The organism is Telluria sp. RB2R28 (assembly GCF_059685835.1).
The window spans coordinates 690,923-706,408 of record NZ_JCASIK010000001.1; the positions used below are offsets into that span (position 1 = coordinate 690,923).

The 15,486-nt window shown below is 64.9% G+C and carries 13 protein-coding genes, 4 tRNA genes and 1 pseudogene; 9 read left to right on the top strand and 9 right to left on the bottom strand.

Annotated elements, in window-relative coordinates; translation table 11 throughout:
- Positions 1-12: 12 nt before the first annotated feature.
- The 3 genes from icmH to tssJ are packed head-to-tail and all read right to left on the bottom strand — an operon-like array spanning position 13 to position 2,798.
- Entirely contained in the window at positions 13-777 is a 765-nt protein-coding gene (icmH, locus tag AC56LV_RS03105) for a type IVB secretion system protein IcmH/DotU (protein ID WP_499555945.1), read from the bottom strand.
- Positions 774-2,153, bottom strand: a complete 1,380-nt coding sequence (gene tssK, locus AC56LV_RS03110; protein WP_499555947.1) for a type VI secretion system baseplate subunit TssK — start codon at positions 2,151-2,153, stop codon at positions 774-776. The genes icmH and tssK overlap by 4 nt, the downstream gene beginning before the upstream one ends.
- A 54-nt stretch (positions 2,154-2,207) precedes the next feature.
- On the bottom strand, positions 2,208-2,798 hold the full coding sequence (gene tssJ / locus AC56LV_RS03115; protein WP_499555949.1) for a type VI secretion system lipoprotein TssJ: 591 nt from the start codon (positions 2,796-2,798) through the stop codon (positions 2,208-2,210).
- Between the two features lie 203 nt (positions 2,799-3,001).
- On the opposite strand from tssJ, the gene AC56LV_RS03120 reads away from it, so the two are divergent.
- The 7 genes from AC56LV_RS03120 to tssA all read left to right on the top strand — a co-directional run bounded on the left by AC56LV_RS03120 (position 3,002) and on the right by tssA (position 10,462).
- Positions 3,002-3,586, top strand: a complete 585-nt coding sequence (locus AC56LV_RS03120; protein ID WP_499555951.1) for a tetratricopeptide repeat protein — start codon at positions 3,002-3,004, stop codon at positions 3,584-3,586.
- 60 nt (positions 3,587-3,646) lie between these two features.
- Entirely contained in the window at positions 3,647-4,162 is a 516-nt protein-coding gene (gene tssB, locus AC56LV_RS03125; RefSeq protein ID WP_183551302.1) for a type VI secretion system contractile sheath small subunit, read from the top strand.
- A 1-nt stretch (position 4,163) separates the two neighbouring features.
- Positions 4,164-5,654: a type VI secretion system contractile sheath large subunit gene (gene tssC / locus AC56LV_RS03130; RefSeq protein WP_499555953.1), complete on the top strand. Its 1,491-nt coding sequence runs from the start codon at positions 4,164-4,166 to the stop codon at positions 5,652-5,654.
- Between the two features lie 55 nt (positions 5,655-5,709).
- Complete coding sequence (locus tag AC56LV_RS03135; RefSeq protein ID WP_183551309.1) at positions 5,710-6,201, top strand: Hcp family type VI secretion system effector; 492 nt, start codon at positions 5,710-5,712, stop codon at positions 6,199-6,201.
- A 77-nt stretch (positions 6,202-6,278) separates the two neighbouring features.
- Complete coding sequence (tssE, locus tag AC56LV_RS03140) at positions 6,279-6,803, top strand: type VI secretion system baseplate subunit TssE (RefSeq protein WP_499555955.1); 525 nt, start codon at positions 6,279-6,281, stop codon at positions 6,801-6,803.
- Complete coding sequence (tssH, locus tag AC56LV_RS03145) at positions 6,779-9,436, top strand: type VI secretion system ATPase TssH (RefSeq protein WP_499555957.1); 2,658 nt, start codon at positions 6,779-6,781, stop codon at positions 9,434-9,436. Before tssE ends, tssH begins: the two co-directional genes overlap by 25 nt.
- Before the next feature lie 15 nt (positions 9,437-9,451).
- The gene (gene tssA, locus AC56LV_RS03150) at positions 9,452-10,462 is read left to right on the top strand and encodes a type VI secretion system protein TssA (RefSeq protein WP_499555959.1); all 1,011 of its coding nucleotides are present in this window, start codon (positions 9,452-9,454) and stop codon (positions 10,460-10,462) included.
- Positions 10,463-10,497: 35 nt separating this feature from the next.
- On the opposite strand, the gene phaP is transcribed toward tssA, so the two are convergent.
- Entirely contained in the window at positions 10,498-11,061 is a 564-nt protein-coding gene (gene phaP, locus AC56LV_RS03155; protein WP_499555961.1) for a TIGR01841 family phasin, read from the bottom strand.
- A gap of 73 nt (positions 11,062-11,134) precedes the next feature.
- Positions 11,135-11,350: a hypothetical protein gene (locus AC56LV_RS03160; RefSeq protein WP_499555963.1), complete on the bottom strand. Its 216-nt coding sequence runs from the start codon at positions 11,348-11,350 to the stop codon at positions 11,135-11,137.
- Positions 11,351-11,465: 115 nt separating this feature from the next.
- Here AC56LV_RS03160 and cueR point away from each other — a divergent pair, with 115 nt between their 5' ends.
- Positions 11,466-11,855 carry a Cu(I)-responsive transcriptional regulator gene (gene cueR / locus AC56LV_RS03165; RefSeq protein ID WP_499556772.1) on the top strand — a complete coding sequence of 130 codons (390 nt, stop codon included), beginning with the start codon at positions 11,466-11,468 and terminating at the stop codon, positions 11,853-11,855.
- 103 nt (positions 11,856-11,958) lie between these two features.
- Here cueR and AC56LV_RS03170 read toward each other — a convergent pair.
- From AC56LV_RS03170 to AC56LV_RS03185, 4 genes are all read right to left on the bottom strand, one after another.
- Positions 11,959-12,043: transfer RNA gene (locus tag AC56LV_RS03170), tRNA-Leu, on the bottom strand.
- Between the two features lie 52 nt (positions 12,044-12,095).
- A tRNA-Leu gene (locus tag AC56LV_RS03175) sits at positions 12,096-12,180 on the bottom strand.
- A 53-nt stretch (positions 12,181-12,233) separates the two neighbouring features.
- Positions 12,234-12,318: transfer RNA gene (locus AC56LV_RS03180), tRNA-Leu, on the bottom strand.
- A gap of 37 nt (positions 12,319-12,355) precedes the next feature.
- A tRNA-Leu gene (locus AC56LV_RS03185) sits at positions 12,356-12,440 on the bottom strand.
- Between the two features lie 397 nt (positions 12,441-12,837).
- Here AC56LV_RS03185 and rnr point away from each other — a divergent pair.
- Positions 12,838-15,138 (top strand): annotated as a pseudogene (gene rnr / locus AC56LV_RS03190) (ribonuclease R); the annotation flags it as partial.
- Positions 15,139-15,486 lie beyond the last annotated feature (348 nt).

A 15,486-nucleotide genomic window follows, 5' to 3' on the forward strand; every position in this document is an offset into this window, starting at 1 on the left:
CACGTCAACGCCTCACGGCAATGTGATCGTCACGTTCGCCGCTTTCGGCGGCAGCGTCACCAGATCGTTGTAATGCGCCAGCGCGTAGCCGGTGTCGTTGCCCAGCACGGTCCGGAAACCCACGTATGCACCCAGCCCGGCCACCGTAAATACCGCCCCCAGCACCCACAGCGACAGGTCGCTGCGCACGCGGTTGACCACCTGGTCCGGCCGCTCGGCATGGGGGGCGAAGCCCCGCGTGCGGCCGCGCATGCGGGCGATCTCGTCGCCCAGGCGCGCCACCAGGTAGTCGAGCTTGTCCTTGCCGTCGAGCGCGTAGCGGCCCTGAAACCCCAGCAGCAGGCACATATGAAAGACCTCGAGCGCCTCGACCTGCTGCGCCCCGCGCGCGCGCAGGTCCTCGAGCCGGTGGAAGAAATGCTCGCCCGCGAGCTGGTCGCCGAACACGCGCAGCTGCAGGGGCCGGGTTTCCCACGCGTCGCGCACGTCGAAGGTCGAGCGCAGGATGATTTCATCGACCGCCGAGCAGAATGCGTACTTGGCGGCCAGGATATCGTCGGCCGCGATCCCGAGTGCCTTGGCGTTGCGGTCGACGTCCATCAGAAAGTTCGTCATGTTGTCGGCAAACGCGACCTTGTCCTGCGGCCCGCACCCGGTCTTGAGCAGGAACAGCGCGTAGAACCCCTCGTACATGATGTCGCTGAGGCGTTGCGTGCGGACGGCGCGCTCGCCCGTATCGCCTTTGGGCGCGGCGCGGCGCTCGATAAACGCGCTCATGCCGACACCGCGATCAGTTCGAGCCGCAGCTCGCGCAGGCCGTTGGGGACATACACCGACATCGCCTGCGACTTGAGCATGGCGTCGTACAGCGCCCCGCGCACGTCGAGGACGAAGTAAACCATGTCGGGCCGCACGGGAATCGCGCTGGGCACCTGGGGCGCGTGCAGCAGCCTGACGCCCGGAAGCGCCGACAGCACGCAGCGGTCGACGTCTTCGGGCGCGCCAACCTTGAATTGCAGCGGCACGGTTTCGACCAGGCGCAGCGCCGGCATGTCGGCGGCCACGGCAAGGTATAGCGTGGTCTGGGGCGTGATGCGGCCCGAGTCGAGCGTGCCGTGGTAGTACGACGGCCGGTCGTGGTGCAGCGCGATGGTGAAGTAGCGCGACGAGATCACGGTGTCGAGGAGTTCGCGGATGATGCCGTCCAGGCGCGCGAACGGCGGCCCCGGATCGGCGTGGACATACGCGGGCAGGTCGTCCAGCCGGTAGCTGCGCGAATAGGTCATCAGGCCGCCGGCCAGATGCAGCAGCGCGCCGTACAGGCGCTCGGGATGCAGCTCGCGGTGGTGCAGGTAATGGGCCAGCGCCGCATAGCCGGCGCTGGCCGTATGCAGCAGCCAGAACGCCGACACGTCGCCGCCGCGGATCTCGACCACGTTGCGGCTTGGTTCGCGCAGGTCGCCATACAGCGCGGTCACCTTGGCCAGCAGCTTTTCCATCAGCCGCGCCAGCGCGCCATGCAGGCCCAGGCCCGGGCCGGCCACCGCGTCGATCGACAGGCTCGGCGGAATGAAGCCGGGATCGGGCTCGAAGCCGCCGGTGGCCACGCGGCGCAGGCGCAGCAGCGGAAAGCTCTCGTAGGCTTCGAGCGCGTCGCCGTCGGCCACCAGCCGCAGCGCCTTGCGCAGGTAGGTGACCGGGGCTTCGGCGGCGCTGCTGTACAGGTCATGCGTATCGAGCTCATGCCGGGAAAAGCGTAGCGTGTCTTCCAGCTCGTGCAAGCCGTCGCCGACGCCGGCGCTGATCGTGCAGTTCTCGCCATGGGCACGCAGCGCCGGCAGGGCGGCGTGGTAGGTGACGGTCTGCAGCTCGGGCGGCAGGTCGGCCAGGCGTACCTGGGGCGGCAGGATGTCGCCATCGGGCGCCCGGTACACCTCGCCCTCGGGGAACAGCAGCGACAGCGCCTCCAGGCGCAGTACGTCGTTCCTGAGCGCGTCCAGGTCAATCGTCATCCTGCGCACGCCCCAGCAATACGGATGCAGCGCGCACGCGGTCTGGTTCAGGCGCGCATCGTGGTAGCGCTCCTGCTGCTGGAAATGCTGGGGCCGCAGGAACAATCCTTCGTCCCATAAGACCTTGGATGGCATGCTCACGTCGGCCTCGCTTGGTGTCCGAAAATGCTTAGCTTGCAGGAAAGTTTTCGATGTTTATTGACAGCGCACAGACCCCAGCGTGCTTGCACCACTGACGGTGCCACCGGCCACACTCATCGCACAGGCGTGCAGACCGATATTCACGCCGTTGCGCTCGGCCTCCACGCTGCTGACCGTCGTGCGCCAATGGCCGGCCGCGGGGTTGTGGAACAGCGCCACGATGCCGACATGGCCGGCTTCGCGCGCCACCTTCTCGGTTACTTCGTAGCGCTGCCCCGGCACCAGCATGATTTCGCGGACATCGAGCAGGTCGGCGCCGAGCCGCTCGCGTTCCTGTTGCGGGTCGAGGAAGGCGGCGTAGGGCGCTTCTTCGAAGGCGTCCTTCTGGCGCAGCTTGTAGAGGCGCACCGCGAGCGCCAGCGGCTGGCCGCGCTCGTTGACGTTCAGGCGTGTGGCTGCGTGCAGCCGCAGTGGCACGTTACGGGGCGGCTGTTGTGATTCGGGCAGCCCGGGCTGTTTGCGCAGGCCCACCGCGCCCAGCGCCGCACTGGCGAACGAACCGTGCGGGGCGTTGCCGCAACCAGCCAGCGTTGCGGTGAACGTGAACGCGAGCATCAACAGCGCGCAGCGGTGGGTTGGGGTCATCCGGTTCTCCTGTGCAGTTTCTTGAACGCCAGCGTTGGATTGAATCCGTTTCCCGCCCGCATACGCTGCGCCAGCGCAAGGCGTCGCCCGTTCGCGCACCGATCCCACATCTGTTTGCTGAATGCACGCGCTGTTGACCATGCACAACTGCACGCGGGTGCCGATGCGAATAATGGTGGCTTGTTTATCCACCGGAGCCGAACATGATTCGCCAACGACTGTTACCCATGCTGATCGGCGTTGCCGTCCTGGCCGGGTGCGCCACCGACGGTACGGGCACCAGTACGAACACCCCGCGCGCCGCCGTGCCCGAGAACATCTACGTGCAGGCCGAGGCGGCGCTGGCGGTGCGCCAGCCCGAAAAAGCGATTGCATTGCTCAAGTCTGCCAGCGTGGCCCATCCCGTCGACAAGAAACCGTGGGTACGCATGGCGCAGATCCGTTTCGACGCCAGCCAGTATGGCGAGGCGATCAGCCATGCCCAGGAAGCCCTGGCGCGCGACCCCAACGACACGCTGGCCTACAGCATCCTGGCCGTCAGCGGCCTGCGTGTGGCCAGCAAGGCGCTGGCCGACCTGACCCGCAAGAACAATCTGCAGGGGTCGGTGCGCAGCGAGGCGCAAGACCTGGCCAGGCTGCTGCGCACCAGCCTGGGCGAAGAAGTGCTGGTCAGTACGCGACCGGCCACGCGCGCACCGGTGCGCAAGCCGTCCACCCAGACGGCGGCGGCGCCGTCGCGGCCTGCACCTGCTCCTGCGGGCGGCAGCCCGTTCGACGTCCTGAAATAACGCGGCATTTCTCACCAGTGGCCGGCCACGCCGGTCATCCCATCCCTTACTGGAGTCGACATGGCCAAGAACGAAAGCGTACAAAAACGGTTGCAGAAAGTGCGCGCGCCGCGCGTGCAGATGACGTATGACGTCGAGATCGGCGACGCAACCGAGAACAAGGAGCTGCCGTTCGTGGTGGGTGTGGTTGGTGATTTCGGGACCGATCCCCAGGTCGACAAGAAACGCCTGAAGGACCGCACATTCGTCAATGTCGATGCAAGCAATTTTGACGAGGTGCTCGGGGGCGTGGCGCCGGTGGCGAGCTTCAAGGTGGACAACCACCTGTCGCCGGAAGGCGGCGAGTTCGGCGTGCAGCTGCAGTTTCGCGAGATGGCCGATTTTCGGCCCGAATCGGTGGTGCGCCAGGTGGCGCCGCTGGCCAGGCTGCTCGAAGCGCGCACCAAGCTGGCCGATTTGCGCAACAAGCTGGCCGGGAACGACAAGCTCGAAGACATCCTGACCGACGTGTTGGGCAACACCGAAAAGCTCGACAGCCTGCGCAAGCAGCAGGGCGACACCGGCAAGGAGGGTTGAGATGGCCGCAGTCCTCGAATCAACGGGCGCACAGCCGGGCGCCCCCGAACTGGATGCGTCTCTGCTCGACCAGATCGTAGAACAGAGCCGCGTGGCCACGTCCAGCAGCGAGCATGTGCGGGCGCGCGACCTGATCTCGGAGCTGGTCAGCCAGGTCATGCAGGGCACGATGGTGATGTCGTCGAACCTGTCGGCCACGATCGACGCCCGGCTGGCGGAGCTCGACCGCATGATCTCCGACCAGTTATCCAGCGTGATGCACGCGCCCGAATTCCAGAAGCTCGAGCGCAGCTGGACGGGCCTGCAATATCTGGTCAAAAACAGCGCGACCGGCGCGAACCTGCAGATCCGCATGCTCAACGCGTCCAAGCGCGAGCTGGTGAAAGACTTCCAGTCGGCCATGGAATTCGACCAGAGCACGATGTTCAAGAAAATCTACGAAGAAGAATTCGGCACCTTCGGCGGCGCGCCATACGGTACGCTGATCGGCGACTTCGAGATCACGCGCCAGCCCGAAGACATCTATTTTCTCGAACAGATGTCGCACGTGGCCGCCGCCAGCCATGCGCCGTTCATCACGTCCTCCAGCCCCGAACTGTTCGGCGTTGAAAGCTTCGGCGACCTGGGCAAGCCGCGCGACCTGGCCAAGGTGTTCGACACCGTCGAATACGCGAAATGGAAGGCGTTCCGGGAATCGGAAGACGCGCGCTACGTCGGCCTGACGCTGCCGCGCTTCCTGGGCCGGCTGCCGTATCACCCGGCTGACGGCATGACCACCGAAGGCTTCAATTACGTCGAAGACGTCGACGGCAGCGACCATTCCCGCTACCTGTGGTGCAACGCGGCGTATGCGTTCGGCGCGCGCCTGACGCGCGCGTTCGAGGATTACGGCTGGTGCGCGGCAATCCGCGGTGTTGAGGGCGGTGGGCTGGTCGAAAACCTGCCGACCCACACGTTCAAGACCGACGAGGGCGAGGTGGCGCTGAAGTGTCCGACCGAAGTGGCGATCACGGACCGGCGCGAGAAGGAAATGTCGGACCTGGGCTTCATCTCGCTCGTGCACTGCAAGAACACGTCGTACGCCGCGTTTTTTGGGGCGCAGTCGGCGCAGAAGGCGCGCAAGTACAACAACGAGGCGGCCAATGCGAATGCGGTGCTGTCGTCGCAACTTCAATACATCTTTGCTGTGTCGCGTATAGCGCATTACATGAAATCCATGATGCGCGACAAGATCGGCAGCTTCGCGGCAGCGTCCAATGTCGAGGATTACCTGAACCGCTGGCTGACGCAGTACGTCCTGCTCGACGATAACGCGAGCCAGGACCAGAAAGCGCAGTTCCCGCTGCGCGAAGCCAGCGTGCAGGTATCCGAGGTGCCGGGCCGGCCCGGCGTGTACCGCGCCGTGTCGTTCCTGCGACCGCATTTCCAGCTCGACGAGCTGTCCGTTTCGCTCCGTTTGGTCGCGGAGTTGCCGCAATCGACCAAGAACTGACTGCTGTAACCAACTTGTTATTCAACCGACGTTTCAATCACACTTGGAGTAGAACATGGCAATTGACGTGTACCTGCAGATCGACGGGATCAAAGGCGAGTCGCAGGATGACCGGCACAAGGACTGGATCGAGTGCACCTCGGTGAACTGGGGCGTGAGCCAGCCCCGGTCGGCCACGGCATCCACCGGCGGCGGTCACACTGCCGAGCGCTGCGAGCACCAGGAAATCGCGCTGACCAAGCTCGCCGACCTGGCCTCGCCCATCCTGTTGCAAACCTGCTCGGCAGGCAAAACCATCCCCAAGGCCAAGCTGGAATTCATGCGCGCCGATGGCCAGGGCGAGCGCATCAAGTACTTCGAGATCGAGCTTGAAAACGTGCTGATCGGCGGTGTCCAGCCAAGCGTTGCCGAAGGCAGCATCATCCACGAAGCAGTGGGCCTGAAGTTCTCGAAGATCAAGTGGAAATACACCCAGCAAAAGGTGACCGGCGGCGCCGGCGGCAACACCTCGGGCGGCTGGGACCTGGCGGCCAACAAGATCGTCTGAGCGGCGCCCGCCGCTTTCCACGCGGCGGCTGCGCGCCGCCGCGTGTTCTTTGTAATTATCCCCCCCTCGGAGACACCATGAAAGGCTGTACGCCAGGCCTGCTCGACCGCCTGATGGACGAGCGCCGCGATCTTGCGGCCGGCGCGCCGGCCGGCATCGAACGCGTCAAGGACAGCATCGCGCGCGATCTCGAAGCCTTGCTCAATACCCGCCTCGCGCTCGATCCCGCCGACCTGGCCGGCTACCCGCATGCGCGCGCGTCGCTGCTCAACTACGGCCTGATCGACTTCGCCGGGTTTTGCCTGACCAGCAGCCTTGATCGCGACGCCGTCTGCGGCAGCATCGAAGAGGCGCTCGCGTTTCACGAGCCGCGCCTGTCCGGCGTGCGCGCCATGTTTGCGCCGGATGCGGGCGACGTCAATCGGCTGCAGTTTGTGATTCACGCTAGTTGCGTGCTGGGCGGCCAGGACGAGACGATCAACTTCAACGCCGTGCTGCAACCGTCGTCGCTGCACTACGACGTCAACCGTACCGTCCGGCCTGCCAAGGCCGCGACCCCACCTGACCAGGAGGCACGATGGACATCAATCTCAAGACGCTGATCTCGAAGCTCAACGACACGACGCGCGCGGCGGCCACGCGCGCTGCCAATATCTGCGTCGGGCTGGGCCAGTATGAAGTCGATGTCGAGCACCTGTTTCTTGGCCTGATCGAGCAGCCGGGCAGCGATCTGGCCGCGATCGCGCGCCACTGCGACATCAGCCTCACCGGCCTCGAAGCGGACCTGCGCCGCGAAGTGGCGCGCTTTGCCACCGGCAGCGCGCGCACACCTGTGTTTTCTCGCCATCTGCCGCTGCTGTTCGAGCACGCCTGGCTGATCGCGTCGCTCGGCACCGGCGGGCCTCCGCAAATCCGCAGCAGCCATCTGGTGCTTGCACTCCTGACCGAGCCGTCGCTGGCGCAACTGGCGCAGCGTGCCTCGCCGCTGTTTGCGCGCTTCCCGCTCGACCGCCTGAAGCACGATCTCGAGCGCCTGACGCGCGGCTCGGTAGAGCAAACGGACCTGGCGGCGGAAAGCAGCGAGCCCGGGCCGGATGCTGCGTCCGAGCTGGCGCAGTCTGCAGGCCGCGCCACGCCGGCCCTTGATCAGTACACGACGTGCCTGACGGCGCGTGCGCGCGACGGCAAGGTCGACCCGGTCATCGGGCGTGACATGGAAATCCGCCAGGCGATCGACATCCTGATGCGGCGGCGCCAGAACAACCCGATCCTGACCGGCGAGGCAGGCGTCGGCAAAACGGCCGTCGTCGAAGGCCTGGCGCTGCGCATTGCGCTTGGCGACGTGCCGGACGTGCTCAAGGGCGCCGAGATCCACACGCTCGATATGGGTTTGCTGCAGGCCGGCGCCAGCGTCAAGGGCGAGTTCGAAAATCGCCTCAAGAATGTCATCCACGAAATCAAGCAAAGCCCCCACGCGATCATCCTGTTCATCGACGAGGCGCACACGATGATCGGCGCCGGCGGCGCGGCCGGCCAGAACGATGCGGCCAACCTGCTCAAGCCCGCGCTGGCGCGGGGCGAGCTGCGCACGATCGCCGCAACCACCTGGGGCGAATACAAGAAATATTTCGAAAAGGATGCGGCGCTCGCGCGGCGCTTCCAGGTGATCAAGGTCGAGGAACCCGACGAAGATACGGCGGCTGCGATGCTGCGCGCGATGGCGCCGCTGATGGAGCAGCACTTCGGCGTGCGCATCTACGACGAGGCCATCACCGAGGCAGTGCGCCTGTCGCACCGCTACATCAGCGGACGCCAGTTGCCGGACAAGGCCATCAGCGTGCTGGACACGGCTTGCGCCAGGGTGGCGCTGGGCCAGAGCGCCACGCCGGCGCTGCTGGAAGATTGCGGGCGCCACATCGAGCGCGTCGATGCCCGCATTGGCGCCCTGCGCCGCGACGCCAGCGCTGGCGAGGATCACGCGTCCGCACTGGCATCGCTGGTTGAAGAGCGCGCCAGTGCGGCGGCCGGGCAGGCCGCGCTGCAGGGCCGCTGGGCCGACGAGCAGGCGCTGGCGGGCCAGATCGGCACACTGCGCGCGGAACTCGAAGCGGCGGGACCAAACGCAGCGGGGGATGGAAGCGCACAACTGCGCGCGCTCGCCGAGCGCCTGCGCGGCCTGCAGGGCGACGCGCCGCTGGTGCCGGTGCAGGTCGACGGGAACACGGTTGCCGCCATCGTCGCCGCCTGGACGGGCATCCCGCTCGGACGCATGGTCAAGGATGAAATCCGCACGGTCGTCAATCTGCAGGCGATGCTCGACGAGCGCATCCTGGGCCAGCGCCACGCGAGCAGCGTCGTGGCCCAGCGCGTGCGCACGGCGCGCGCCAACCTCGACGATCCGAACAAGCCCAAGGGCGTGTTTTTGTTTGTCGGCACTTCGGGCGTGGGCAAGACCGAAACGGCGCTGGCGCTGGCCGACATCCTGTACGGCGGCGAGCGCAAACTCATCACGATCAATATGAGCGAATACCAGGAAGCGCACAGCGTCTCGGGCCTGAAAGGCTCGCCGCCCGGCTATGTCGGCTATGGCGAGGGCGGCGTGCTGACCGAAGCGGTGCGGCGCAATCCGTACAGCGTCGTGCTGCTCGACGAGGCCGAGAAAGCGCACCCCGACGTGCTCGAACTGTTCTACCAGGTCTTCGACAAGGGCGTGATGGACGATGCCGAAGGCCGCGTCATCGACTTTCGCAACACGATCATCATCCTGACGTCGAACGTCGGCGCCAGCCAGCTGATGGCCGCCTGCCTGAACAAGCCGGCGGCCGACCTGCCCACGCCCGACGCGCTGGCCGAGCTGCTGCGCCCGAGCCTGATGAAGCATTTCAAGCCGGCGTTCCTGGGCCGCTTGAGCGTGGTGCCGTTTTACCCGATCGGCGACGAGGTGCTGGCCAATATCATCCGTCTGAAGCTCGCGCGCATCGGTGCGCGCGTGCTCGAGAATCACAAGGCCAGCTTCGAATACGACGACGCCTTGGTGGCGGCAGTGCTCAGCCGCTGCACCGAAGTCGATTCCGGCGCGCGCAATATCGACAACATCCTGGGCGGCACGCTGCTGCCCGAGATCGCCGACAGCGTGCTGGCGCGGATGATGGAAGGCGGCGCCATCGCGCGCGTGAAGGTCGGCGCCACCCGCGCCGGCAAATTCAAATACCTGATCGAACCAGTGCAGACTTGACCCCACGGAGACGCCATGCTCGCTATCGACCTGTTGCTCACACCAATCACCCCGGACAATCCGTGCGGCGCCGACCTGGCCTTTGCGCCCGAAGTCGACGAGATCGCCCGCGCGCGTCTGGCCGACGATCCGTCGCTGGAGCAGGGCGCCTGGGTCACGGCGCTCAAGGAAGCCGACTGGAAGTTCGTCGGCAAACGCTGCGCCGCACTGCTCGAAACACGCAGCAAGGACTTGCAACTGGCCGTCTGGCTGGCCGAGGCAAGCACCCGGACCGGCGGCATGCGCGGCCTGGCCGATGGCCTGGGCCTGGTGGCCGCGCTGTGCGAGCGCTACTGGGAGGGCGTGCATCCGCAGGCCGACGAAGACGGCGTCGAGCGGCGCATCGGCATCCTGGCCTGGCTGGCCAGTCGCGTGGCGCCGCTGGCCAAGGGTGTCGCGCTCGACGAGAGCGGCGCGCTGACGCTGCAGGCATGGGAAGTGGCGCGCGCACGGGGGCCGGACGCGGTGGCCGAACTGGAGGCGCTGCGTGCACGCGGCAAGCCGGCGTTCGTGCAGGCGCTGCTGGTTGACTGCGAAGCGGGCGTCGCGGCCCTGAGCGAACTGGAACGCGTCGTCGACGCGCAACTGGGCAACGACGGACCGAGCTACAGCATGGCGCGCACGGCGCTGCGCGACGTCATCGACCTGATCTCACCAAGCCTGCCGGTGGCGGTAACAAGCGCTGCGTCAGCGACGGCAGGGCAGGGCGGCGTCATCGCCGTGGCGCGGCCGGCGCCGCTCGACGGACCGGTCGGGCACCGCGATCAGGCGCTGGCGCAGCTGCGCCAGGTGGCCGATTTTTTCCGGCGCACGGAGCCGCACAGCCCGGTCGCGTATCTTGCGGAAAAAGCGGCGCGTTGGGGCGAACAGCCATTGCACGCATGGCTGCGTTCGGTGATCAAGGATGAGGTGTCGCTGGCGCGGCTGGAAGATTTGCTGGGGATTGACGACCAGGCGGACCAGCCGATGAAACACCCGGCGCCCTGAGGGGCCGGGTTGCTGACGGGCGGACTTACCTGGGCTTATTCGGGCTTGTCCTGCTTGCCACCGCCCGGCGTGACGATGGTGCTGGCGCGTTCGAACTGCGCTTCGACCGTCTGCACCGCCTGGCGCGTGGCGGCCGTCACTTGCTCATAGCCCTTGAAGGCATTGTCGATCGCCGCCTTCATGATCTGGACCGCATTCTCGGACCCTGGTTTGACGTTCTGGGTGACGTCATAGATCAGCGCCGACAGCGTGTTCTTTGCTTCGACGGCGTGCGCATCGGCTGCGCCACGGAACTCGTTGTGCATGTCGTCGATGATGGCCTTCAACTGCGTCGTGTACTCGGCCGCGTTGGTCACGCCGGCGGCTGGCTGCATGCGCGCCGCGAGCGACTCGTATGCGGCCTTCGGATTGCTGGCCTGGGCGATGTCACGGCTCGCCTGCATCGTGCTGTCCATCGTGCTTTTAACGGCGTTCATGTTCAGGGCGACGACCTGCTCGACGCCCTTGACGGTCTTGCCGGCCAGCGCATTGAAGGTCTGCATCTGCAGGTCGAACAGGGTTTTCGTGGCGTTGGCAAACTGTTCCGGGCTGGTAAACATGGGGTGTCTCCTCAGTGGGTAAGCTGTTTTTGAAAGCTGAACAATGACAGACAAACGACGTCTGCCGGATTCATTATTTAACAACGATGGGTTTTTCGCAACGCGCGTCACGATAGGGACCGGTCGCCTTGACCCAGCCTTCACCCAGCGGCGTCGGCGAACAGGCCAGGGCGCCCGTGAGCTTGCTGCGCCATTGGTAATATGGCGCCGGCGCAGCCAGGCTGGAAGAAAAAACGACAGCGAGCGCCGTCCCGAGGACGGCAGAGCGAAGAATCTGCATGACGCCCATGCTCGACCGTTCCGGCGCGCAAGTCAAGCATGCACTTGTCCTTCCCACTGTGGGAAGGTGTAAGCTGGTGCATGAACGACAACCGGAGTGCACCGTGCAAGCGACCCCACCCAGCATGAACATCGGCGATGCCGCCCGCGCATCGGGCGTCACGGCCAAGATGATCCGCCATTACGAATCGATCGGCCTGGTGCCGGCGCCACGCCGCACGGATGCTGGCTATCGCCTCTACAGCGAGCGCGAGGTGCGCGTGCTGCAATTCATCCATCGGGGGCGGGCGCTGGGCTTTTCGCTGGACCAGATCAGGAATTTGCTGGCGCTGTGGGAAGACAAGGGCCGGGCCAGTGCCGACGTGCGCGCACTGGCGCAGACGCATATCGAAGAGCTGGACCGCAAGATCGCGGAGATGGCGGCGATGCGCCGCACCCTCGTGAGCCTGGCGGCATCGTGCCATGGGGACGCGCGCTCGGCCTGCCCGATCCTGGACGACCTGGCGACGCACTGAACTCGCGCCACAAAACAGCACGTACAACGCAAAACGCCGTAACCCTGTTTCAAAGGCTACGGCGTTTTGCGGGACACGGGGTCCACAAACTCACTACATTTTTTGGTGCCCACGGAGGGACTCGAACCCCCACACCTTGCGGCACATGGACCTGAACCATGCGCGTCTACCAATTCCGCCACGTGGGCACTGCAACTGCTGACAACGATATTACAGACTGCTTACTACCAGATAGACTTTTGGTGCCCACGGAGGGACTCGAACCCCCACACCTTGCGGCACATGGACCTGAACCATGCGCGTCTACCAATTCCGCCACGTGGGCACTGGGACTACTCACAACGATACTGCCTGCTACTTACGACTACTTGAAACCTTTGGTGCCCACGGAGGGACTCGAACCCCCACACCTTGCGGCACATGGACCTGAACCATGCGCGTCTACCAATTCCGCCACGTGGGCACTGCAACTACACGAACTTTACAACCGATGAACTTTTTGGTGCCCACGGAGGGACTCGAACCCCCACACCTCGCGGCACATGGACCTGAACCATGCGCGTCTACCAATTCCGCCACGTGGGCACTGCAAGAACATCTCTGCTACAATAGCAGGGTTTGTCATTTTCCGCCAGATCAACTATTCGTGATACATAGCTGACCGGCGCATCAAACATCCTCTGCTACCATTGCTTTTCATCGCCCCGGCGTTGTCGCCGTTGCTGAAGAGAGCGAGATTATAGCGGATCATTTTCAATAGTCAAAGACCCAAGGTGAAGTTCTCGACAAGGACTCATGTGCAAGTACCCCGCGCAGGCTTTCTGCGCATGCATCCTGTTACGGGCGCAGGTCGTTGGCGCACATCATGTTAGGCGAATCGGATAGACCTCCGTTACACTACGCCTGTCATGGTGTCAATTAACCACGCTGCCGCCCTTATGTGATGTGCGGCGCTCTACTGGCCAAAGAAAAAAGAATCGATTTGAAGCAACCTACTCATACCATTCCAAGCCGCGAGGAAATCCTCGCTGTCTTCCGCGACGCCGCTGAATCGCTCGATGCAGCCGCCCTGGCACATGCCCTTGATGTTCAGCCCGCAGCGCAGGAAGTCCTCGGCCGCCGCCTGAACGCGATGGAGCGTGACGGCCAGATCCGTTCCGACCGCAGCGGCACCTATATGCTGGCTGATCATTCCGCCTTCGTGGCCGGCAAGGTCAGCGCGCATCGCGACGGTTTTGGCTTCGTGATTCCCGATGAACCGGGTCCCGACCTGTTCCTGTCCGACCGTGAAATGCAGAAAGTGCTGCACGGCGACCGCGTCATGGCGCGCGTGACGGGCATGGACCGCCGCGGCCGTCCTGAAGGCTCGATCGTCGAAGTCGTCCAGCGCGCGAACACGCACATCATCGGGCGCCTGCTCAATGAAGACGGCGCGTGGATCGTCTCGCCCGAAGACCAGCGCATCGCCCAGGACGTGATCGTCACCGGCCCGACCGGCAAGGCGCGCGCAGGGCAGATCGTCAGTGTCGAACTGCTGGAGCAGCCAGGCCGCTTCCAGAAGCCGACCGGCCGTATCGTCGAAGTGCTCGGTGAGCTCGATGACCCGGGCATGGAAATCGAAATCGCCGTGCGCAAGTTCGGCGTGCCGCACATCTTCTCGCCGGCCGCGCTCAAGCAGGCCGGGCGCCTGCCGAACGAAGTCATCGATGCCGACCTGGCCAACCGCGTGGATCTGCGCGACGTGCCCCTGGTGACGATCGACGGCGAAGATGCACGCGACTTCGACGATGCCGTCTACTGCGAACCGGTGACCATCAAGGGCGTGAACAGTTTCCGCCTGCTGGTCGCGATTGCCGACGTGAGCCATTACGTCAAACCGAACGACTCGCTCGACGCCGACGCCATCGAACGCTCGACGTCCGTCTACTTCCCGCGCCGCGTGATCCCGATGCTGCCCGAGAAACTGTCGAACGGCCTGTGCTCGCTGAACCCGGCGGTCGACCGCTGCACGCTGGTCTGCGACATGGTGGTTTCGCAAGATGGCGAAGTCACCGCCTACCAGTTCTACCCGGCCGTGATGCACTCGGCTGCGCGCATGACCTATAACGAAGTGGCCGACATCCTGGCTGACGAGAACGGCGAGCAAGCCAAAAAGCGTCCTGGCATCGTGCCGCATCTGCAACACCTGAACCAGGTGTTCCGCGCGCTGCTCAAGGCACGCCAGGAACGCGGTGCGATCGACTTCGAAACCACCGAAACCTATATCGTTTGCAATGCGCTGGGCAAGATCGAAAAGATCATCCCGCGCACCCGCAACGACGCGCACCGCCTGATCGAAGAGTGCATGCTGTCGGCCAACGTGTGCGCTGCCGATTTCCTGCTGCGCCACAAGCACCCGGGCACGTTCCGCATTCACGCGACGCCGACCGAAGAAAAGCTGAACCAGCTGCGTACCTTCCTCAAGCAGGTCGGCCTGAACCTGGCCGGTGGCAACAAGCCGAGCGCGCGTGACTACGCAGCCGTGATGCAGCAGATCAAGGAGCGGCCGGATGCACAACTGCTGCAGACGATGATGCTGCGCTCGATGCAGCAGGCCGTCTACAGCCCGGACAACGTCGGCCACTTCGGCCTGGCGTTCGAGGCCTACGCGCACTTCACCAGCCCGATCCGCCGCTATCCCGATCTGTTGACGCACCGCGCGATCAAGGCGATCCTGCTTGGCAAGAAGTACGAGCCGAAAGGCATCGACCTGGCCAAGCTGAACACGACGCAGTCGAACTCGGCCCGCAAGCAGGCCGCGAAAGACAAGGCTGACGGCAAGGCGCCGAAGAACGAAAAAGACCTGACCATCTGGGACGCCCTGGGTGTGCACTGCTCGGCCAACGAGCGCCGCGCCGACGAAGCGTCGCGTGACGTCGAAAACTGGCTCAAGTGCTTCTTCATGCAAGACAAGATCGGCGAAGAGTACACCGGCACCATCGCGGGCGTGACCACCTTCGGCATCTTCGTGCAGTTGGACGAGCTGTTCGTCGAAGGCCTGGTGCACGTCACCGAGCTGGGCGCCGACTACTTCCAGTACGATGAAGCGCGCCACGTGCTGCGCGGCGAGCGTACCGGCCAGAGCTATGGCCTGACCGACAAGGTGACCGTCAAGGTCGCACGTGTCGATCTGGAATCGCGCAAGATCGACCTGACGCTGGCGTCCGCGCCTGGCGCCGAGTCGTCGGGCGACGATGCCGGCCGTGAGCGCAATCAGGGTGGCCGCAACAAGGAACAGCGCAGCAACGAGCCACGCACGAATGATGGTCGTCAGAACAATGGCGGCAATGGTGGTGGCAGCAACAACAACAATCACAACGGTGGCAACGGCAACGGTAATAACAACGGCGGGAACGGCAAGCGTTCGCGCGGTGGTCGTTCGCGTGGTCCGAAGCCGGGCAACAACGGCGGCAACAACGATAATGGCCGTCCACAGCAGTCGCCGCTCGAGATTGCACGTCCGCTTGGTCAGGATGGCATCGAGCCGCAACAGGCCAAGCCGAAATCGCGCAAGGCCCGTCAGAAGGCCAAGGCGGCCGAGCGCGCTGCGGCAGCAGCTGCAGCGCCGATGACGACAGCAACGCCCCAGGCG

Bases quoted from the DNA above. Each gene is read 5' to 3' on its own strand.
- phaP (WP_499555961.1), bottom strand. From the start codon at position 11,061: ATGTTTACCAGCCCGGAACAGTTTGCCAACGCCACGAAAACCCTGTTC.
- AC56LV_RS03160 (WP_499555963.1), bottom strand. From the start codon at position 11,350: ATGGGCGTCATGCAGATTCTTCGCTCTGCCGTCCTCGGGACGGCGCTC.
- AC56LV_RS03135 (WP_183551309.1), top strand. From the start codon at position 5,710: ATGGCAATTGACGTGTACCTGCAGATCGACGGGATCAAAGGCGAGTCG.
- icmH (WP_499555945.1), bottom strand. From the start codon at position 777: ATGAGCGCGTTTATCGAGCGCCGCGCCGCGCCCAAAGGCGATACGGGC.
- tssJ (WP_499555949.1), bottom strand. From the start codon at position 2,798: ATGACCCCAACCCACCGCTGCGCGCTGTTGATGCTCGCGTTCACGTTC.
- tssB (WP_183551302.1), top strand. From the start codon at position 3,647: ATGGCCAAGAACGAAAGCGTACAAAAACGGTTGCAGAAAGTGCGCGCG.
- tssH (WP_499555957.1), top strand. From the start codon at position 6,779: ATGGACATCAATCTCAAGACGCTGATCTCGAAGCTCAACGACACGACG.
- tssE (WP_499555955.1), top strand. From the start codon at position 6,279: ATGAAAGGCTGTACGCCAGGCCTGCTCGACCGCCTGATGGACGAGCGC.
- cueR (WP_499556772.1), top strand. From the start codon at position 11,466: ATGAACATCGGCGATGCCGCCCGCGCATCGGGCGTCACGGCCAAGATG.
- tssC (WP_499555953.1), top strand. From the start codon at position 4,164: ATGGCCGCAGTCCTCGAATCAACGGGCGCACAGCCGGGCGCCCCCGAA.
- tssA (WP_499555959.1), top strand. From the start codon at position 9,452: ATGCTCGCTATCGACCTGTTGCTCACACCAATCACCCCGGACAATCCG.
- AC56LV_RS03120 (WP_499555951.1), top strand. From the start codon at position 3,002: ATGATTCGCCAACGACTGTTACCCATGCTGATCGGCGTTGCCGTCCTG.